Source organism: Streptomyces griseochromogenes, from assembly GCF_001542625.1.
Taxonomy (GTDB): Bacteria; Actinomycetota; Actinomycetes; order Streptomycetales; family Streptomycetaceae; genus Streptomyces; species Streptomyces griseochromogenes.
In genome coordinates, this window is the sequence record NZ_CP016279.1 from 765,822 (window position 1) to 785,259 (window position 19,438).

General features: G+C 69.6%; 21 protein-coding genes. 17 read left to right on the top strand and 4 right to left on the bottom strand.

The genetic code is table 11. The features are described 5' to 3' along the window. The first annotated feature begins 49 nt into the window (after window positions 1–49). The 5 genes from AVL59_RS03605 (at window position 50) to AVL59_RS03625 (ending at window position 3,839) form a co-directional block, all read left to right on the top strand. Complete coding sequence (locus tag AVL59_RS03605; RefSeq protein WP_099052995.1) at window positions 50–880, top strand: prepilin peptidase; 831 nt, start codon at window positions 50–52, stop codon at window positions 878–880. 91 nt (window positions 881–971) lie between these two features. Beyond that, the gene (locus AVL59_RS03610) at window positions 972–1,193 is read left to right on the top strand and encodes a hypothetical protein (protein ID WP_067299755.1); all 222 of its coding nucleotides are present in this window, start codon (window positions 972–974) and stop codon (window positions 1,191–1,193) included. Next, the gene (mqnC, locus tag AVL59_RS03615; protein ID WP_067299756.1) at window positions 1,190–2,389 is read left to right on the top strand and encodes a cyclic dehypoxanthinyl futalosine synthase; all 1,200 of its coding nucleotides are present in this window, start codon (window positions 1,190–1,192) and stop codon (window positions 2,387–2,389) included. Before AVL59_RS03610 ends, mqnC begins: the two co-directional genes overlap by 4 nt. A gap of 7 nt (window positions 2,390–2,396) precedes the next feature. Beyond that, complete coding sequence (locus AVL59_RS03620; protein WP_067299757.1) at window positions 2,397–3,005, top strand: imidazolonepropionase-like domain-containing protein; 609 nt, start codon at window positions 2,397–2,399, stop codon at window positions 3,003–3,005. Between the two features lie 138 nt (window positions 3,006–3,143). Further along, on the top strand, window positions 3,144–3,839 hold the full coding sequence (locus AVL59_RS03625; RefSeq protein ID WP_067299758.1) for a demethylmenaquinone methyltransferase: 696 nt from the start codon (window positions 3,144–3,146) through the stop codon (window positions 3,837–3,839). Window positions 3,840–3,863: 24 nt separating this feature from the next. On the opposite strand, the gene AVL59_RS03630 is transcribed toward AVL59_RS03625, so the two are convergent. Then, window positions 3,864–4,172 (bottom strand): PASTA domain-containing protein, encoded by a 309-nt coding sequence (locus AVL59_RS03630; RefSeq protein ID WP_079146509.1) that lies wholly within the window; start codon window positions 4,170–4,172, stop codon window positions 3,864–3,866. A 119-nt stretch (window positions 4,173–4,291) separates the two neighbouring features. Further along, window positions 4,292–4,816, bottom strand: coding sequence for a GNAT family N-acetyltransferase (locus AVL59_RS03635; RefSeq protein ID WP_067299760.1), 525 nt, complete (start codon window positions 4,814–4,816; stop codon window positions 4,292–4,294). 46 nt (window positions 4,817–4,862) lie between these two features. Here AVL59_RS03635 and AVL59_RS03640 point away from each other — a divergent pair, with 46 nt between their 5' ends. Beyond that, complete coding sequence (locus AVL59_RS03640; protein ID WP_067299761.1) at window positions 4,863–6,197, top strand: geranylgeranyl reductase family protein; 1,335 nt, start codon at window positions 4,863–4,865, stop codon at window positions 6,195–6,197. A gap of 119 nt (window positions 6,198–6,316) precedes the next feature. Here AVL59_RS03640 and def read toward each other — a convergent pair whose 3' ends face one another. Together def and AVL59_RS03650 are read right to left on the bottom strand one after the other, a co-directional pair. After that, the gene (gene def, locus AVL59_RS03645; RefSeq protein ID WP_067299762.1) at window positions 6,317–6,943 is read right to left on the bottom strand and encodes a peptide deformylase; all 627 of its coding nucleotides are present in this window, start codon (window positions 6,941–6,943) and stop codon (window positions 6,317–6,319) included. A gap of 152 nt (window positions 6,944–7,095) precedes the next feature. Continuing rightward, the gene (locus tag AVL59_RS03650) at window positions 7,096–7,917 is read right to left on the bottom strand and encodes a C40 family peptidase (protein WP_099052996.1); all 822 of its coding nucleotides are present in this window, start codon (window positions 7,915–7,917) and stop codon (window positions 7,096–7,098) included. A 744-nt stretch (window positions 7,918–8,661) separates the two neighbouring features. Here AVL59_RS03650 and AVL59_RS03655 point away from each other — a divergent pair. Genes AVL59_RS03655 through nuoK form a run of 11 tightly spaced genes read left to right on the top strand, consistent with a single transcriptional unit; the run spans window position 8,662 to window position 19,430 of the window. Further along, the gene (locus AVL59_RS03655; protein WP_003992243.1) at window positions 8,662–9,021 is read left to right on the top strand and encodes an NADH-quinone oxidoreductase subunit A; all 360 of its coding nucleotides are present in this window, start codon (window positions 8,662–8,664) and stop codon (window positions 9,019–9,021) included. Window positions 9,022–9,036: 15 nt separating this feature from the next. Next, window positions 9,037–9,591 (top strand): NuoB/complex I 20 kDa subunit family protein, encoded by a 555-nt coding sequence (locus AVL59_RS03660; protein WP_067299763.1) that lies wholly within the window; start codon window positions 9,037–9,039, stop codon window positions 9,589–9,591. Next, window positions 9,588–10,352, top strand: coding sequence for an NADH-quinone oxidoreductase subunit C (locus AVL59_RS03665; RefSeq protein WP_067299764.1), 765 nt, complete (start codon window positions 9,588–9,590; stop codon window positions 10,350–10,352). Before AVL59_RS03660 ends, AVL59_RS03665 begins: the two co-directional genes overlap by 4 nt. Beyond that, window positions 10,349–11,689 (top strand): NADH-quinone oxidoreductase subunit D, encoded by a 1,341-nt coding sequence (locus AVL59_RS03670; protein WP_067299765.1) that lies wholly within the window; start codon window positions 10,349–10,351, stop codon window positions 11,687–11,689. Before AVL59_RS03665 ends, AVL59_RS03670 begins: the two co-directional genes overlap by 4 nt. Next, a complete protein-coding gene (nuoE, locus tag AVL59_RS03675) occupies window positions 11,686–12,468 on the top strand; it encodes an NADH-quinone oxidoreductase subunit NuoE (protein WP_067299766.1) in 783 nt (260 codons plus the stop codon). The genes AVL59_RS03670 and nuoE overlap by 4 nt, the downstream gene beginning before the upstream one ends. Next, a complete protein-coding gene (gene nuoF, locus AVL59_RS03680; RefSeq protein WP_067299767.1) occupies window positions 12,468–13,811 on the top strand; it encodes an NADH-quinone oxidoreductase subunit NuoF in 1,344 nt (447 codons plus the stop codon). Before nuoE ends, nuoF begins: the two co-directional genes overlap by 1 nt. After that, window positions 13,808–16,312 (top strand): NADH-quinone oxidoreductase subunit G, encoded by a 2,505-nt coding sequence (locus AVL59_RS03685; RefSeq protein WP_067299768.1) that lies wholly within the window; start codon window positions 13,808–13,810, stop codon window positions 16,310–16,312. The genes nuoF and AVL59_RS03685 overlap by 4 nt, the downstream gene beginning before the upstream one ends. Further along, complete coding sequence (gene nuoH / locus AVL59_RS03690; RefSeq protein WP_067299769.1) at window positions 16,309–17,673, top strand: NADH-quinone oxidoreductase subunit NuoH; 1,365 nt, start codon at window positions 16,309–16,311, stop codon at window positions 17,671–17,673. Before AVL59_RS03685 ends, nuoH begins: the two co-directional genes overlap by 4 nt. Then, entirely contained in the window at window positions 17,666–18,295 is a 630-nt protein-coding gene (gene nuoI / locus AVL59_RS03695; RefSeq protein ID WP_067299770.1) for an NADH-quinone oxidoreductase subunit NuoI, read from the top strand. Before nuoH ends, nuoI begins: the two co-directional genes overlap by 8 nt. Next, the gene (locus AVL59_RS03700; protein ID WP_067299771.1) at window positions 18,292–19,134 is read left to right on the top strand and encodes an NADH-quinone oxidoreductase subunit J; all 843 of its coding nucleotides are present in this window, start codon (window positions 18,292–18,294) and stop codon (window positions 19,132–19,134) included. Before nuoI ends, AVL59_RS03700 begins: the two co-directional genes overlap by 4 nt. After that, window positions 19,131–19,430, top strand: coding sequence for an NADH-quinone oxidoreductase subunit NuoK (nuoK, locus tag AVL59_RS03705; RefSeq protein ID WP_067299772.1), 300 nt, complete (start codon window positions 19,131–19,133; stop codon window positions 19,428–19,430). Before AVL59_RS03700 ends, nuoK begins: the two co-directional genes overlap by 4 nt. The last annotated feature ends 8 nt before the right edge of the window (window positions 19,431–19,438 follow it).

Sequence of the window (19,438 nt, forward strand, 5' to 3'; positions counted from 1 at the left end):
ACCGCCCCCACGCACCGGGTTCACTCCCTAGGATCTCCGCCATGACGCGATGCGGCACGACGAGTTCGACGGGACGTGCGGCGCGGAGAGGGGCTCAGTGAGCACGGGCGCGCTGATCCTCGTCGCCGCGCTGTGGGGCGTGGCGGCGGGGACCCTGCTGCCCCGGGCCGCCTACCGCTTCGCCGTCCCGGAGGGGGAGCCCTGGCGCGGGCGGTGCGCGGACGGGCATCCGATCCGCGGGTGGCTGGGCGGAGCGCGGTGCGGGGAGTGCGCGCGGGGCGTGAAGGAGGGGGCGGCGCGGGCGCGCGTGGAGGTGAAGGTCCGGGCGGAGACGCCGTACGCTCCCTCCGCCCCCCTCCTCGCCACGGCCACCGCCCTCACCTGCGCCGTCCTCGCCGTCGCCACCGGCACCCGGCCCGAGCTGGGGGTCTGGCTGCTGCTCGCACCGGCCGGGGTGCTGCTGGCCGCCGTGGACTTCCGGGTGCGGCGGCTGCCCGACCCGCTGACCCTGCCGCTCGCGGCCGCCGCCCTCGGCCTGCTGGGCCTCGTCACCCTGGTGCCCGAGCACGCCGGCCACTGGCTCACCGCGCTGTACGGCACCCTCGCGCTCGGCGGCGGCTACTTCGTGCTCTACCTCATCAACCCGGCCGGCATGGGCTTCGGCGATGTGAAACTGGCGCTCGGCATGGGCGCCGTCCTCGGCTGGTACGGCTGGCCCACCGTGCTGCTCGGCACCTTCGCGGGCTTCCTGCTGGGGGCGTTGTACGGCGGTGCGCTCGTCGTCGTACGGCGCGCGGGGCGCAAGACGGCTATCCCCTTCGGGCCGTTCCTCATCGCGGGGGCGTTCCTGGGTCTCCTGGCGGGGGCGTACACCGCGTAGCTCGGGCTGGAATTCGACCCGGGGCTCGGCCGGGACGGGAACGTCTGCCTGGTCGTCGGGGAACGGCTCGACGGCGGCGCGCTCAGAGTGGGTGACCGCCGTCACCTTCGCCGAGGACCCCGCGCACCCCGAGTCATGGCTGCGGGACGTCCTGCTCCAGTGGTGGAACGCCCGGGACGGCTTCCTCGGCCGCACCGAGGCCGCCCTGCCGCCGCTCCAGCACCAGGAGGCCAGCCGCATCCGCGGCCCCGAAGGCCCTGGCGTAGGCTGGATCAGTCCGTCCACAACCCTTGACGAAAGGGACCCCTGGTGACCGAGAAGGCCGACCTCCAGTCTGTCCTCGACCGTGCCGCGGCGGGCGGACGCATCACGCCCGAGGAGGCGCTCGACCTCTACCGCGACGCCCCGCTGCACGCGCTGGGCGCCGCCGCCGACGCCGTACGACGCCGCAAGTACGCGGGCATCGAGCACATCGCGACGTACATCATCGAGCGCAACATCAACTACACGAACGTGTGTGTCACGGCGTGCAAGTTCTGCGCCTTCTACGCGGCCCCCAAGGACAAGGACAAGGGCTGGACCCGTGACCTCGACGACATCCTGCGCCGCTGCGCGGAGACCGTCGAGCTGGGCGGCACCCAGATCATGTTCCAGGGCGGCCACCACCCGGACTACGGCGTCGAGTACTACGAGAAGCACTTCAAGGCGATCAAGGACGCCTTCCCGCAGCTCGTGATCCACTCCCTCGGCGCCTCCGAGGTCGAGCACATGGCCCGCATCTCCGGCGTCTCGGTCGAGGAGGCCGTCACCCGCATCCACGAGGCGGGCCTCGACTCCTTCGCGGGCGCCGGCGCGGAACTCCTCCCCGAGCGCCCCCGCAAGGCCATCGCGCCCCTCAAGGAGAGCGGCGAGCGCTGGCTGGAGATCATGGAGACCGCGCACAAGCTGGGCGTGGAGTCCACGTCCACCATGCTCATGGGCACCGGCGAGACCAACGCCGAGCGCATCGAGCACCTGCGCATGATCCGGGACGTACAGGACCGCACGGGCGGCTTCCGCGCCTTCATCCCGTACACCTACCAGCCCGAGAACAACCACCTGAAGGGCCGCACCCACGCCACGCTCTTCGAGTACCTGCGGATGATCGCGATCGCCCGTCTGTTCCTGGACAACGTCCAGCACATCCAGGGCTCGTGGCTGACCACCGGCAAAGAGGTCGGCCAGCTGTCCCTGCACTACGGCGCGGACGACCTCGGCTCGATCATGCTGGAGGAGAACGTGGTCTCCTCGGCCGGCGCCAAGCACCGCTCCAACCGGCTGGAGATCATCGACCTGATCCGCAAGGCGGGCCGCGTCCCGGCCCAGCGCGCCACCACCTACGAGCACCTCGTCGTCCACGACGACCCGGCGAACGACCCCGTCGACGACCGCGTGGTCTCCCACATCTCCTCCACGGCGATCGAGGGCGGCACGGCCCACCCCGAGCTGAAGCTGCTGGCGTCCAACTGAGCCTGCCGTGCTGACCATTCACACCGACTCCAGGGGCCTCGCCCTCGCCGTCGAGGGCGAGTGGATCGCGGCCGCCGGGCCGCTGGAGGAGGTGGCCGCCGAGCATCCACGCGCGCGCGTGCGCACCTGGCCCGGCATCATCACGGCCGGGTTCGTCAACGCCCACGGCACCGAGCTGCTGGAAGAGGCGTACCACCCCGACCCGCGGGAGGCTGACGTCCTCGGCACCGAGCCGCTGACCGGGGACGCGCTCACGGCCCTCGACCTCGACGACGCCCGCTGGGGCGCGAGCGCCCGGCGCGGGGTGCAGCGGATGCTGGCGCACGGCACGGTCGCCGCGGCCTGTGAACTGCCGCTGCGCAACCGCGCGGTGCGGGACGCCGTGCGGCGCACCGGGCTGAGGGCCGTGGGCCGGCTGGGGCGCCCGGACTGGGCGCCCTCCCTCGACCCTTTCGTCTCCCCCCTGCCGCCCATGACGCAGTCCGCCCGGGAACGCGGATCCGCGGCCCGATTCGCGGTGTTCGACGTCCGCGACGAGGCGGAGCTGGCCGAACGCGGAGCGGGGACGTGTGTGGCGACGGTCGTGGCGGGCCGGCTGGTCTTCCGGCGCCGCTGATCCGCGCTCGACCGGAGAACCCCCTGCCGGCCGGGTCCTGACCGCCGGCTTCGTCCTGGCGTGCGCCCGGGTGGAGGACGTGGCCGCCAAGAAGAAGCCCCGGCGGATCCCCGGAGGCCGTGCTGCAAGAATGGGCGGGTGACCCGCGCTTCCCTGAACAAGCAGCCGCACGAAGTCGCCTCGATGTTCGACGACGTGGCGGAACGGTACGACCTGACGAACGACGTGCTGTCGCTCGGCCAGGACCGGCGCTGGCGCAAGGAGGTGGCGAAGGCGGTCGACGCGCGCCCCGCGCAGAAGGTCCTCGACCTCGCGGCCGGTACGGCGACCTCCTCGTTGCCCTTCGCGCGGACGGGCGCCTACGTGGTCCCGTGCGACTTCTCGATCGGGATGCTCCAGGTCGGCAAGCGGAAGCACACCTGGCTGCCGTTCACGGCGGGCGACGCGACGCGGCTGCCGTTCAAGGACGACACCTTCGACGCCGTCACGATCTCCTTCGGTCTGCGCAATGTCCAGGACACGGACGCGGCCCTGCGCGAGATGTACCGGGTGACCCGGCCCGGCGGCCGGGTGGTGATCTGCGAGTTCTCCCACCCGACATGGGAGCCCTTCCGGACCGTCTACACCGAGTACCTGATGCGCGCCCTGCCTCCGGTCGCGCGCGCGGTCTCCTCGAACCCGGACGCCTACGTCTACCTCGCCGAGTCCATCCGTGCCTGGCCCGACCAGCCCGCACTCGCCGAACGGCTGCGCAAGGCGGGCTGGTCGAAGGTGGCGTGGCGCAACCTCACCGGCGGTGTGGTCGCGCTGCACCGGGGCTTCAAGGAGAGCTGAGCCCGCCCGGCGGGTGCCGGTGTCTCACCGGTTGATCATCTCGAAGGCGTCCCCGGGCTCACCCAGTTCGCGTTGCATTCCGCCTCTCGGCGGCCGCGGGATGCGTGGCTCGCGCACGCCTCCGCCGCCCTCTCCCTCACCGAAGTCGAACCACACGTACACCAGGGAGTCCCGCGGCACCTCGGCGCCGGGCTGCGGATACTGGCGCACGACGTAGTCGACGACCGTGAGGTGGAAGTCCGGGCGGTCCGGCGCGTTGAGGAACAGACCCCGCGCCCGGGCCGATTCGCGCGCGTCCACCGCCATCAGACCGACCAGACGAGGAACGCGCACTTCGGGTGTTTTGGGTGTTATACGCACAGATGTCACCCCCAGCGGTACTGGCAGGGTAACTCGGGCATGTGCCGCCCGGAAGCTTCACATGGCTTTCTGTGACAGTCGACTACTTTGAGTCACCGAATGTCGTTGCCGTCGAAGGCGAGCCGGAAGCAGAGGGCTTCCTCCTCCAGCGTGGGATGGATGTAGCTCCGCGCCTGCTTCATGCCGAGTCGCCGGGTCACCGCGATCGACCGCTCGTTGCCCGGCCGGACCATCGCCACGACGCCCGGCACGCCCGCCGCCCGGACCCGGTCGAGCGTCTCGCGCGCGGCCGCGGTGACATATCCCTTGCCCCAGTGCGCCCGGCCGAGCCGCCAGCCGATCTCGATCTCGCCGACCGGACCCCAGGCGGGCGGCCAGGGCTGGGCGCCGGTGAAGCCGATGACCTCGCCCGCCTCGTCGAGCATGGTCCACAGGCAGAAGCCGTGCTCCGCGTCGTGCCGCCGCTGGCGCGCCGTGAGTTCCTCGTAGACGGACAGCTCCGCCGGCCTGCCGCCGTAGAACTCCATGACCTCGGGGTCGGCGAAGAGCCTGTGCCAGGCGAACGCGTCCTCGTCGGTGGGCACACGCAGCCGTACTACGGGGAGAGTTCTGTTCACGGGGCAGCCCTTCAGCCGGTGATCAATTCTGCTGAATAGACTGCCCATGTCCAGTGCCGGTCGGCACGCAGATTTCGAGCCTTGGGGAGATCCCGCCGTGACCGAGCCCCTCTCCGACCACACCGCCGATGTGATCGTCGTCGGCGCGGGGCCAGCCGGCTCCACCACCGCCTACCACCTCGCCAAGGCCGGACTCGACGTCCTCCTGCTGGAGAAGACCGAGTTCCCGCGGGAGAAGGTCTGCGGCGACGGCCTCACCCCACGCGCGGTCAAGCAGCTCGTGGCCATGGGCATCGACATTTCCGAAGAGGCCGGCTGGCTGCGCAACAAGGGCCTGCGCATCATCGGCGGCGGCTCCCGGCTCCAGCTGGACTGGCCGGATCTCGCCGCCTACCCGAACTACGGACTCGTCCGCAAGCGCGACGACTTCGACGAGCAGCTCGCCCGTAACGCCCAGAAGGCCGGCGCCCGCCTGTACGAGCGCTGCAACGTCTCCGGCCCCGTCATCGACGACCGCACCGGCCGTATCACCGGCGTGACGGCCAAACTCGGCGAGGAGAAGCGCGAGGTCACCTTCCACGCGCCGCTCGTCGTCGCCGCCGACGGCAACTCCACCCGCCTGTCCCTCGCCATGGGCCTGCACCGCCGCGAGGACCGCCCGATGGGCGTCGCGGTGCGCACGTACTTCACCTCCCCGCGCCACGACGACGACTACCTGGAGTCCTGGCTGGAGCTGTGGGACCGCCGCGGCCCCCAGGACCGTCTGCTGCCCGGCTACGGCTGGATCTTCGGCATGGGCGACGGCACCTCCAACGTGGGCCTCGGCGTGCTCAACACCTCCGCCGCCTTCAAGGAGCTGGACTGGCGCGAGATCCTCAAGGCCTGGTGCGCCTCCATGCCCGAGGACTGGGGCTACACCCCGGAGAACATGACGGGCCCGATCCGCGGCGCCGCCCTGCCCATGGCCTTCAACCGCCAGCCGCACTACACGCGCGGATTGCTTCTGGTGGGCGACGCCGGCGGCCTGGTGAACCCCTTCAACGGCGAGGGCATCGCCTATGCCATGGAGTCCGGCCAGATCGCCGCCGACGTCATCGTCCAGGCCCACGCGCGGGCCACGCCCGCCCAGCGCGAGATCGCTCTCCAGCGCTACCCGCGCGTCCTCAAGGACACCTACGGCGGCTACTACACGCTCGGCCGTGCCTTCGTGAAGCTCATCGGCAACCCGAAGGTCATGCAGATCGCCGCCCAGCGCGGTCTGACCCATCCGATGCTGATGAAGTTCACCCTGAAGCTGCTGGCGAACCTCACCGACCCGACGGGCGGCGACGCGATGGACCGCATCATCAACGGCCTCAGCAAGGTGGCTCCGAAGGCGTAGCGCCTCGAAGGAGCGCGCGGGGTCGTACTTGACGTGCGGCTACCGCCGCAGGGGCGCGACCAGCCACGATGGCGCCGCAGACGTACGACGGCGCCATCGCGGCTCCACCGGCGCAGCGCTTACGCCGGGCTCAGCTTCTCGGCCCTGGCGGCCCGGCGGGCGAACACCTCGTCCCGCCGGTCCGCCATCTGCCGCAGCGCGTCCTTTTTCTCCCGCTTGGCGAGCCGGTCCAGGTAGATGTACCCGTTGGTGTGGTCGGTCTCGTGCGCGAGGCAGCGGGCGAAGTAGCCGGTGCCCTCGATGACGAGCGGATCGCCGTCCTTGTCCTGCCCGCGCACGACGGCCCGCTCCGGCCGCGGAACGGCCATCACGGCGCCCGGCACCGACAGGCACCCCTCGCCCTCGTCGATCAGCCGGCGCCCGGCCGTGGCGGACTCCAGTACAGGATTAATGATGTGTCCGACATGCCGGATTCCATCGTCATCGGGGCAGTCGTACACGAACATACGCAGATCGACACCGACCTGATTCGCCGCCAGTCCCGCTCCCTCGGCGACATACATGGTGAGGAACATGTCGTCGATGAGCGCGGCGAGGTCGGGCCCGAACTCCGTGACGTCCCGGCACGGCTTGTGCAGGACCTCCTCGCCGACCTCGGTGATCCGGCGCACCGCACCGCGCCCGGCCTCGGGGGCGTGACGCGGGTAGTGGTCGGCGGGGCTTCCCTGGACGAACACGCGTGGCATCGCGCTGTCTCCTTCGCTCGTGGACGGACCGCCGAGCGGCGGCCCGGACCACAGAGCATGCCAGGGAGGGCGCGGAGCGCGTCAGGGAAGGCGCCAGGGCCGCTGCCTCCGGGAGACTGCGGCCCTACGCGCGTGAGAGGCGTGCTGAGCGCTCAGAGCACCCGCACGGCGCCGGTCGGCGGGTCGTACGACAGCGGGTGCTCCCCGACGCCGCTGGAGGGGTTCTGCGCGCCGACGAACATGCCGTCGCCCACGTACACCGCCACGTGGTACGCGCTGCCCGCGCTGCCCCAGTACAGGATGTCGCCCGGCTGCAGGTTGCTCAGCGACACCGGGGTGCCGGCCGTCGACTGGTCCTGGGAGACGCGCGGCAGGCTGATGCCCACCTGCTTGAAGGCCGTCTGCACGAGGCCGGAGCAGTCGTAGGCGGAGGGGCCGGTGGCGCCGGAGACGTACGCCTTGCCGATCTGCGCCTTCACGAAGGAGATGACGGCGGCGGCCGAACCGGTCGCCGTGGACGTGCTCGTCGACGTGCTGGTGGAGGTGTCGGTGCTCGCCTTGGTGGAGAGCGTCGTCCGCTCCGCGTTGCGCGAGGCGCGCGCGGCGGCCTCCTTGCGGGCGGCCTCCTGGGCCTTCTTCTTGGCCTCCGCCGCCTTCTGCTTCGCGTCCGCGAGGTCCGCCTTGGCCTGCTTCGCGGCGTTTGCGGCGGCCTGGTCGCGCTCGGCCTGCAGCTGGTAGTTCGCGGCAGCCTGCTGCGTGGCGTCCGCGGACTGGGCGACCTGAGCGGCCAGGTCGGCCGTCAGGGTGGGCAGTTCGAGGGTCTGCGTCACCGGCTCGGACGCGTTCGCCGAGCCGGACGCCCCGGCGACTGCCAGGGAGCTGAGGACGCCACCGGCAACTCCAGCCCGCACGGCGATGGTCGACGCGCTGCGGCGGGGCTTCCGGTGGCTGCGTATGTGAGCGGTGTGGGACATGGGGATAACCGGTACCAGGTGCTCCTTCATATCTTCAAGAAACGTGTGCTGCGCCACAGTTGTTCAATCGAGACCTCGAAGCCCCGGCGTGTCACTCTTTATTGACGCCGTAACGGACATTACGGACGCCCGTGATCAAGGCCTTGATCACGGTCTTTGATCATTACGTCCGAATTGCCCCGCGTCTACCACTGGTTTGGGTGGATGGCCAAGCCCGGTTCTCAGACCGCTCTCATGGATGTGGCGGAGGTCACGGAACGGTTACCGGAAGGGCGGCGTCCCGCGCGGATGGGAGTTCGTGAACGCGTGCACGCGCCAGACGGTGTCCACACCCCGCCCCGGACCTACCCCTGATGTGTGAACGCGCTCCACTATCAGGGCGTCATGTCCGACGCCAATTTGCATGCAATGGAAGTCTCTTGATATTGAGACGCCCCTTCCGGCCTGCGATGACGAGCGAAAATGTCACTTATGGTGATCACCTGAACGCTTCGCGTATGAAGATCACCCATCATCCGACTTCATGATCCTTCGTCAGGTGGTGGAGATCACAAAGCTTGTGTAATACCCCGTGTCGCAGATCACAGAGTGGCGGGCATAAGATGCGAGGCAGTTGGGCTTGTGACCTGCTTCACATGTTCTCGATCTTCGCCTGGGGCGAGCGGGGTTCGTGGGGCCGGTGAGGCGGGTGTGAGCCCAGTGCAACCGCCACCAGTCAGTGCCGACTGAGAGGAGCGAGGAGCGGTGAACGCGTATGCGCCCATCCTCGTACTGGGAGCCCTCGGGGCAGGCTTTGCGATCTTCTCCGTGGTCATGGCCACGCTGATCGGTCCGAAGCGGTACAACCGCGCCAAACTCGAGGCCTACGAGTGCGGCATCGAGCCGACCCCCACGCCGGCCGGCGGCGGGCGCTTCCCCATCAAGTACTACCTGACGGCGATGCTCTTCATCGTCTTCGACATCGAGATCGTCTTCCTCTACCCCTGGGCCGTCACCTTCGACGCCCTGGGGATCTTCGGGCTCGTGGAGATGCTGCTCTTCGTGCTCACCGTCTTCGTCGCGTACGCGTACGTATGGCGGCGCGGCGGCCTGGAATGGGACTGAGGGGCCTTTAGAGACATGGGACTCGAAGAAAAGCTGCCGAGCGGCTTCCTGCTGACCACCGTCGAGCAGGCCGCGGGCTGGGTGCGCAAGGCGTCCGTCTTCCCGGCCACCTTCGGCCTTGCCTGCTGCGCCATCGAGATGATGACCACCGGCGCCGGGCGCTACGACCTCGCCCGCTTCGGCATGGAGGTCTTCCGCGGCTCGCCGCGCCAGGCGGACCTGATGATCGTCGCCGGCCGGGTCAGCCAGAAGATGGCGCCGGTACTGAGGCAGGTCTACGACCAGATGCCCAACCCGAAATGGGTGATCTCCATGGGTGTCTGCGCCTCCTCGGGCGGCATGTTCAACAACTACGCGATCGTCCAGGGCGTCGACCACATCGTCCCGGTCGACATCTATCTCCCCGGCTGCCCGCCCCGGCCCGAGATGCTGATGGACGCCATCCTCAAGCTCCACCACAAGATCCAGACCTCCAAGCTCGGCGTGAACGCCGAGGAGGCGGCCCGCGAGGCGGAGGAGGCGGCGCTCAAGGCCCTGCCCACGATCGAGATGAAGGGGCTGCTGCAGTGAGCGACGCGAACGGCACCAACGGCGCGAACGGCTCCGCGAACGGGGTGAACCCCGAGAAGGACCTCGCCGCCTCCAACCTCCCCGGCCAGCGCGGCCAGGGCGGCGAGGAGATCCGCGTCCAGCGCGGCATGTTCGGCGCCAACAACGGCGGCGACACCTCCGGCTATGGCGGTCTCGTCCGCTCGGTCCGGCTACCGGGACCGGCGAGCCGGCCCTACGGCGGCTGGTTCGACGAGGTCGCCGACGAGCTGGAGGGCGCCCTGGAGGAGCAGGGACTCCTCCCCGAGAACGCCGTCGAGAAGACGGTCGTCGACCGCGGCGAGCTCACCTTCCACATCGAACGTGAGCACCTGGTCCGCATCGCCCGCACCCTGCGCGACGACCCGGCCCTGCGGTTCGAGCTGTGCACCGGCGTCAGCGGTGTCCACTACCCGCAGGACAAGGGCCGCGAGCTGCACGCCGTCTACCACCTGCGCTCGATCACCCACAACCGGCTGATCCGCCTCGAGGTGAGCGCCCCCGACAGCGACCCGCGCATCCCGTCCCTGGTCTCCGTCTATCCGACCAACGACTGGCACGAGCGCGAGACCTACGACTTCTTCGGGATCGTCTTCGACGGTCACCCGGCCCTGACGCGGATCATGATGCCGGACGACTGGCAGGGCCATCCGCAGCGCAAGGACTACCCCCTCGGCGGCGTTCCCGTCGAGTACAAGGGCGCCCAGATCCCGGCTCCGGACCAGCGGAGGTCGTACTCGTGAGCACGCAGTCAGCATCCGCGGCCTCGGCCGCTTCGGCGCGCGAGACCACCGAGGGCACCGTATATACGGTCACCGGTGGCGACTGGGACGAGGTCGTCCAGTCCGCGGCCCGCGCCGACGACGAGCGCATCGTCGTCAACATGGGGCCCCAGCATCCCTCCACCCACGGGGTGCTCCGCCTGATCCTGGAGATCGAGGGCGAGACGGTCACCGAGGCCCGCTGCGGCATCGGCTATCTGCACACCGGCATCGAGAAGAACCTCGAGTTCCGTACGTGGACGCAGGGCACCACCTTCGTCACGCGCATGGACTACCTCACGTCGTTCTTCAACGAGACCGCCTACTGTCTCGCCGTCGAGAAGCTCCTCGGCATCGAGGACCAGATCACCGAACGCGCCAAGATCATCCGAGTGCTCCTGATGGAGCTGAACCGGATGTCCTCCCACCTGGTGTGCATCGCCACCGGCGGCATGGAACTGGGCGCCACCACGATCATGATCTACGGATTCCGTGATCGTGAAATGATTCTCGACATCTACGAGCTCATCACGGGCCTGCGCATGAACCACGCGTACATCCGGCCCGGAGGACTCGCTCAGGACCTCCCGCCCGGCGCGGTGGACCAGATCCGCGAGTTCGTGAAGAAGATGAAGAAGAACCTCCCGGAGTACGACAAGCTCGCCACCGGGAACCCCATCTTCAAGGCCCGCATGCAGGACATCGGCTACCTCGACCTGGCCGGCTGCATGGCCCTCGGCGCGACCGGCCCGATCCTGCGCTCCACGGGCCTGCCCCACGACCTGCGCAAGACACAGCCGTACTGCGACTACGAGACGTACGACTTCGACGTCCCGACCGCCGACAGCTGCGACGCCTACGGCCGCTTCCTGGTCCGCCTGGAGGAGATGCGCCAGTCGCTCGGGATCGTCGAGCAGTGCCTGGACCGGCTCCAGCCCGGCCCCGTCATGGTCGCCGACAAGAAGATCGCCTGGCCCGCCCAGCTCGCCCTGGGGCCGGACGGCCTCGGCAACTCCCTCGACCACATCAAGAAGATCATGGGCACCTCCATGGAGGCCCTGATCCACCACTTCAAGCTGGTCACCGAGGGCTTCCGGGTTCCGCCGGGACAGGCCTACGCGGCCGTCGAGTCACCCAAGGGCGAGCTCGGGGTGCACGCCGTCTCCGACGGCGGCACCCGCCCCTACCGGGTCCACTTCCGCGACCCGTCCTTCACCAACCTGCAGGCCATGGCGGCGATGTGCGAGGGCGGCCAGGTCGCCGACGTCATCGTCGCCGTCGCGTCCATCGACCCCGTGATGGGAGGCGTCGACCGGTGACCACCTCTTCTTCGCAGCGGGGCGTCAGCCTGGGCATGCCCGAACTGCCCGCGCCCGCCTACCCGGACGACGTCCGGGCCCGGCTGGAGGCGGACGCGCGCGAGGTGATCGCGCGCTACCCGGACTCCCGGTCCGCCCTGCTGCCGCTGCTCCACCTCGTGCAGTCCGAGGAGGGCCATGTCACGCGTACCGGGATGCGGTTCTGCGCGGACATGCTGGGCCTGACCACGGCCGAGGTCACCGCGGTCGCCACCTTCTACACCATGTACCGGCGCAGGCAGTCCGGTGACTACCAGGTGGGCGTGTGCACCAACACCCTGTGCGCGGTGATGGGCGGCGACGCGATCTTCGAGACCCTCCAGGAGCACTTGGGCGTCGGCAACGGCGAGACCACCGACGACGGCAAGGTCACCCTGGAGCACATCGAGTGCAACGCGGCCTGCGACTTCGCGCCGGTCGTGATGGTCAACTGGGAGTTCTTCGACAACCAGACGCCGGGCAGTGCCAAACGCCTGGTCGACGATCTGCGCGCGGGACGGCCCGTCGAGCCCACGCGCGGGGCGCGGCTGTGCACCTTCAAGGAGACCGCGCGGATCCTGGCGGGCTTCCCCGACGAGCGGCCAGGGGCCGTCGAGGAGAGCGGCAGCGCGGGACCCGCTTCGCTGGTGGGCCTTCGCCTGGCAAGGGGAGAGGCCGCACCCGCGCGCGTGGTCCATCCGCGTGCCCAGGAACCTCAGGATGCGCCGTCCGCGGGCCAGGCCGAAGAGGAGGGGGAGTGATGACCGTGACCGAACTCAAGGACACCAGCCCCGAGAAGCTGCTCGCACCCGTGCTGTCGGCCTTCTGGGACGAGGACCGGTCCTGGACTCTGGACGTCTACCGGAGGCACGAGGGGTACGAGGGGCTGCGCAAGGCGCTCGCCATGTCGCCGGACGACGTGATCGCGTACGTCAAGGACTCCGGTCTGCGCGGGCGCGGTGGCGCGGGATTCCCGACCGGAATGAAGTGGCAGTTCATTCCGCAGGGTGATGGAAAACCGCACTATCTAGTTGTCAACGCCGACGAATCGGAGCCCGGGACCTGCAAGGACATCCCGCTCCTCTTCGCGAACCCGCATAGCCTCATCGAGGGCATGGTGATCGCGTGCTATGCCATCAGGTCGTCTCATGCCTTCATCTATCTGCGTGGTGAAGTCGTCCCCGTTCTGCGGCGGTTGCACGAGGCCGTGCGCGAGGCCTACGCGGCGGGCTACCTCGGCGAGAACGTCCTGGGCAGCGGACTCGACCTCGAACTCACCGTGCACGCCGGCGCCGGCGCGTACATCTGCGGTGAGGAGACCGCACTGCTCGACTCGCTCGAAGGCCGCCGTGGTCAACCGCGGCTCCGTCCCCCCTTCCCTGCGGTGGAAGGCCTCTACGCCTGTCCGACTGTGGTGAATAACGTCGAATCGATCGCGTCAGTTCCCGCCATCCTGAAAAACGGCAAGGACTGGTTCAGGTCGATGGGGAGCGAGAAGTCGCCCGGCTTCACGCTCTACTCGCTCAGCGGTCACGTCGCGAGCCCCGGCCAGTACGAGGCGCCGCTCGGCATCACACTCCGCCAGCTCCTCGACATGAGCGGCGGCATGCGGCCCGGGCACCGGCTCAAGTTCTGGACGCCGGGCGGCTCCTCGACGCCGATGTTCACCGACGAGCACCTCGACGTCCCTCTTGATTACGAAGGAGTGGGTGCCGCGGGTTCCATGCTCGGCACGAAAGCCCTGCAGTGCTTCGACGAGACGACCTGCGTGGTGCGGGCGGTGACCCGCTGGACCGAGTTCTACGCCCACGAGTCCTGCGGCAAGTGCACGCCCTGCCGCGAAGGGACGTACTGGCTGGTGCAGTTGCTGCGGGACATCGAGGCCGGCAAGGGCGTCATGTCCGATCTCGACAAGCTGAACGACATCGCCGACAACATCAACGGCAAGTCCTTCTGCGCCCTCGGTGACGGCGCCGCATCCCCGATCTTCTCCTCGCTGAAGTACTTCCGCGAAGAGTACGAGCAGCACATCACGGGCCGGGGCTGCCCCTTCGACCCGGCCAAGTCGACGGCCTGGGCGGACCGCCCGGAGGTGAACGCATGACCGTGACCACCAGCGCTCCCTCCGGAGGGGGGCAGGCGGCGGTCCCGCCGGAGGACCTCGTCACGCTGACGATCGACGGCGCCGAGATCAGCGTGCCCAAGGGCACCCTGGTCATCCGGGCCGCCGAGCAGCTCGGCATCGAGATCCCCCGCTTCTGCGACCACCCCCTCCTCGACCCGGCCGGCGCCTGCCGCCAGTGCATCGTCGAGGTCGAGGGCCAGCGCAAGCCGATGGCGTCCTGCACCATCACCTGTACGGACGGGATGGTGGTGAAGACCCACCTCACCTCGCCCGTCGCCGAAAAGGCCCAGCACGGTGTGATGGAGCTGCTGCTCATCAACCACCCGCTGGACTGCCCGGTCTGCGACAAGGGCGGCGAGTGCCCGCTGCAGAACCAGGCGATGTCGCACGGCAACGCCGAGTCCCGCTTCGAAGGCCGTAAGCGGACGTACGAGAAGCCCGTCCCGATCTCCACACAGGTCCTGCTCGACCGCGAGCGGTGCGTGCTGTGCGCCCGGTGCACCCGCTTCTCCAACCAGATCGCGGGCGACCCGATGATCGAACTGATCGAGCGGGGCGCGCTGCAGCAGGTCGGCACCGGTGAGGGCGACCCCTTCGAGTCGTATTTCTCGGGCAACACCATCCAGATCTGCCCGGTCGGCGCGCTCACCTCGGCGGCCTATCGTTTCCGCTCCCGCCCCTTCGACCTGGTCTCCTCGCCGTCGGTGTGCGAGCACTGCTCCGGCGGCTGCGCCACCCGCACCGACCACCGGCGCGGCAAGGTCATGCGGCGGCTCGCCGCCGACGACCCCGAGGTCAACGAGGAGTGGATCTGCGACAAGGGACGCTTCGGGTTCCGGTACGCGCAGCTCAAGGACCGCCTCGACACCCCGCTCGTGCGGGGCGCCGAGGGTGTCCTGGAGCCCGCCTCCTGGCCGGAGGCGCTGGAAGCGGCCGCGCGCGGGCTGACCGCCGCCCGCTCCCGGGCGGGTGTCCTCACCGGTGGCCGGCTGACCGTCGAGGACGCCTACGCGTACAGCAAGTTCGCGCGCGTGGCGCTCGCCACGAACGACATCGACTTCCGCGCGCGCGTGCACAGCGGCGAGGAGGCCGACTTCCTGGCGGCCCGGGTGGCCGGCCGCGGCCGTGACCTGGACGGTACGGGCGTCACGTACACCTCCCTGGAGAAGGCACCCGCCGTTCTGCTGGTCGGGTTCGAGTCCGAGGAGGAGGCGCCCGGCGTCTTCCTGCGGCTGCGCAAGGCCTGGCGCAAGCACAAGCAGAAGGTGTTCGCCCTGGCCACGTATGCCACCCGGGGCCTGGAGAAGGCAGGCGGCACGCTGCTGCCGGCCGCTCCCGGCACCGAGACCGAGTGGCTGGACGCCCTCGCGGGCGGCGTCGGCCTGGAGGCGCCGGGCACCAGGGCCGCCGAGGCTCTGCGCTCCGAGGGCGCGGTGATCGTCGTGGGAGAGCGGCTCGCCGCGGTGCCCGGCGGGCTCACCGCCGCCGTGCGCGCGGCCGGCGCGACCGGCGCCCAGCTGGTGTGGATCCCGCGGCGGGCCGGGGAGCGCGGCGCCGTCGAGGCCGGCGCGCTGCCGTCCCTGCTGCCGGGCGGCCGCCCGGCGACCGACCCGCGCGCGCGGGAGGAGGTCGCGGCCGCCTGGGGGCTCGCCGAACTGCCGCTGCGCTACGGCCGCGACACCCACCAGATCATCGAGGCCGCCGCCACCGGTGAGCTGTCGGCGCTCGTGGTCGCCGGAGTCGAGGTCGCCGACCTGCCCGACCCGGCACGCGCGCGTGAGGCACTCGACAGCGTCGGCTTCCTCGTCTCGCTGGAGCTGCGGCCCAGCGAGGTCACCGAGCGCGCCGACGTCGTCCTGCCGGTCGCCGCGGTCGCCGAGAAAGCCGGCACCTTCCTCGACTGGGAGGGCCGGGTGCGCTTCTTCGAGGCCGCGCTCAAGCCCGACCAGATGACCCGCCGCCTCGCCCCGACCGACGGGCGGGTGCTGCACATGCTCGCCGACGCCATGGACGTCCACCTGGCCCTGCCGGACCTGCGCACCACGCGCACGGAGATCGACCGCCTCGGCCCCTGGGGCGGCCCACGGGCCACCGTGCCCATGGAGTCCGCCGCCGTGCTGCCCCGTCCCGCCGCGGGCGAGGCCGTACTCGCCGGGCACCGGCTGCTGCTGGACCAGGGCGTCCTGCAGGAGGGCGACGAGGCACTCGCCGGAACCCGGCACGCGGCACGCGCGCGCGTGTCGGCCGCGACGGCCGCCGAAGCGGGCGTCAAGGACGGCGACGCCCTCGCCGTCACCGGACCGGCCGGTACGACCGAACTCCCGCTCCAGATCACCGAGATGCCCGACCGGGTGGTCTGGCTCCCGCTGAACTCCGTCGGCACGGGCGTCGCCTCCGACACCGGCGCACAGCCCGGCACCCTCGTCCGCATCGGCCCGGCGGCACCCGCCGACAAGGCCCCCAAGGAGGTGGAGGCATGAGCCCGTACCTCGCCGCTGAAGACCTCTCGATGTTCGGCCGCGACCCCTGGTGGCTGGTCGTCATCAAGGCCGTCTTCTGCTTCGCCTTCCTGATGGTGACCGTGCTGTTCTCCATCGTCTGGGAGCGCAAGGTCGTTGCCTGGATGCAGCTGCGCATCGGCCCCAACCGGCACGGCCCCTGGGGCATGCTCCAGTCGCTCGCCGACGGCGTGAAGCTGATGCTCAAGGAAGACCTCATCGTCAGGCGCGCGGACAAGGTGGTCTACATCCTCGCGCCGATCGTCGCGGCCATCCCGGCGTTCATGGCGATCGCGGTGATCCCCTTCGGCCCGGCCGACAACGAGATCTCGATCTTCGGTCACCGCACCACGATGCAGCTCACCGACCTGCCTATCGCGATGCTGTACATCCTCGCGGTCGCCTCCGTCGGCATTTACGGCATCGTGCTGGCGGGTTGGAGTTCCGGATCGACCTACCCGCTGCTCGGCGGCCTCCGCTCCTGCGCGCAGATGATCTCCTACGAGATCGCCATGGGCGCCGCGTTCGCCTCCGTGTTCCTCTACTCGGGATCGATGTCGACGTCCACGATCGTCCAGCAGCAGCATGACCGCTGGTACATCCTGCTGCTGCCGGTCTCCTTCATCCTCTACATCGTCACGATGGTCGGCGAGACCAACCGCGCACCCTTCGACATGCCGGAGTCCGAGGGCGACCTGGTCGGCGGCTTCAACACCGAGTACTCCTCGATCAAGTTCGCGATGTTCATGCTCGCCGAGTACGTGAACATGGTGACGGTCTCGGCCGTGTCGACCACGCTCTTCCTCGGCGGCTGGCGCGCCCCCTGGCCGATCAGCGCCTTCTGGGAGGGCGCGAACCACGGCTGGTGGCCGCTGCTCTGGTTCGTCATCAAGGTCCAGTTGCTGCTGTTCTTCTTCATCTGGCTGCGCGGCACGCTCCCGCGGGTCCGCTACGACCAGCTGATGAAGCTCGGCTGGAAGGTCCTCATCCCGGTCTCCGTGACCTGGCTGATGCTCGTCGCGACCGTGCGGGCCCTGCGCAACGAGAACTACGACTTCGCCGACATCGCCCTCTACGTCGGCGGCGGCGTCCTCGCCCTGCTGCTGGTCTCCTTCATCGCCGACATGTTTCGGGAGAAGGCCAAGACGGCCGGGCAGCCCACCGACCAGCAGCCCGGATTCGACCCGATGGCGGGCGGATTCCCCGTACCGCCGCTGCCCGGGCAGGAGCTGCCGCCGGTGCCGAGGCGACGCCCGCACCGTGAGCGGGAGCTGATTGTCAGTGGTGGGCCGGACACTGTCAGTGACGGATCTTCGGATGGAAAGGAGGCGTCCGATGGCTGAGGAGCCCAAGGAGACCAAGCCCGGTTTCCAGAACCCCGTGGCCGGCTTCGGCGTGACCTTCAAGGCCATGTTCAAGAGGCGGCTGACCGAGCAGTACCCGGAGCAGAAGAAGACCACGGCTCCGCGGTTCCACGGACGGCACCAGCTCAACCGCCATCCGGACGGCCTGGAGAAGTGCGTCGGCTGCGAGCTGTGCGCCTGGGCCTGCCCCGCCGACGCCATCTATGTGGAGGGCGCCGACAACACCGACGAGGAGCGCTACTCGCCGGGCGAGCGGTACGGCCGCGTCTACCAGATCAACTACGCACGCTGCATCCTGTGCGGTCTGTGCATCGAGGCGTGTCCCACGCGCGCGCTGACGATGACCAACGAGTTCGAGCTGGCCGACTCCAGCCGCGCCAACCTCATCTACACCAAGGAGCAGCTGCTCGCCGGCCTCGAAGAGGGCATGGTCGAGACGCCTCACGCGATCTTCCCCGGGACCGACGAGCAGGACTACTACCGGGGCCTGGTGACAGAGGCCGCGCCGGGGACCGTCCGGCAGGTGGCCGTCTCCAAGGGCGAAGAGCCTCAACCGGCAGGCCCTTCGGGGGCGGCTGACGAGCAGGAGGTGGACGCATGAGCCCGCAGCTCGCCGCCTACACCACGTCCACCGGTGAGGCCTTCCAGTTCTGGGTCCTCGGCACGGTCGCGGTGATCGGCGCCCTGGGCACCGTCTTCATGAGGAAGGCCGTGCACAGCGCGCTCTGTCTCGCCGGGACCATGATCATCCTGGCGGTGTTCTACCTCGCCAACGGCGCCTACTTCCTCGGGATCGTGCAGATCGTCGTCTACACCGGCGCGATCATGATGCTGTTCCTGTTCGTGGTGATGCTCGTCGGCGTGACGGCCGCGGACTCGCTGAAGGAGACCATCAAGGGTCAGCGCTGGCTGGCCCTACTGTGCGGGGTCGGCTTCGGTGTCCTGCTGTTCGCCGGCATCGGGAACGCCACCCTGACGGAGTTCGACGGCACCGGCCGGGCGAACGCGAACGGCAACGTGGAGGGCCTCGCGTCCCTCATCTTCACGAAGTACGTGTTCGCCTTCGAAATCACCGGCGCCCTGCTGATCACGGCCGCCGTCGGGGCCATGGTGCTCACCCACCGCGAGCGCACCGAGCGGGCCAAGACGCAGCGGGAGCTGTCCGAGCAGCGCGTCCGCGAGGGCAAGCACCTCCCGCCGCTGCCCGCCCCCGGCGTCTACGCCCGGCACAACGCCGTGGACATCGCGGGCCTGCTGCCCGACGGCACCCCGTCCGAGCTCACCGTCAGCAAGACGCTGCGCGAGCGCGGCCAGATCCGTGACGTGTCCGCCGAGGCGCTGGGCGACCTGCGGGCACTGGAGCAGCGCGCCGAGGAGCGTCTGGAGCGCACGGAGACCGAACCGGCGCACTTCAAGAGGACCGAGGAGGCGTCGAAGTGAACCCCGTCAACTACCTCTACCTCGCCGCTGTGTTGTTCACCGTCGGCGCGACCGGGGTGCTGATCAGGCGCAACGCGATCGTCGTGTTCATGTGCATCGAGCTGATGCTCAACGCCTGCAACCTCGCGTTCGTCGTCTTCTCCCGGATGCACGGCAACCTCGACGGCCAGATCATCGCCTTCTTCACGATGGTCGTCGCCGCCGCGGAGGTCGTGGTGGGCCTCGCGATCATCGTGTCGCTGTTCCGTACCCGCCACTCGGCCTCGGTCGACGACGCCAGCCTGATGAAGCTGTAAGGGGTCGG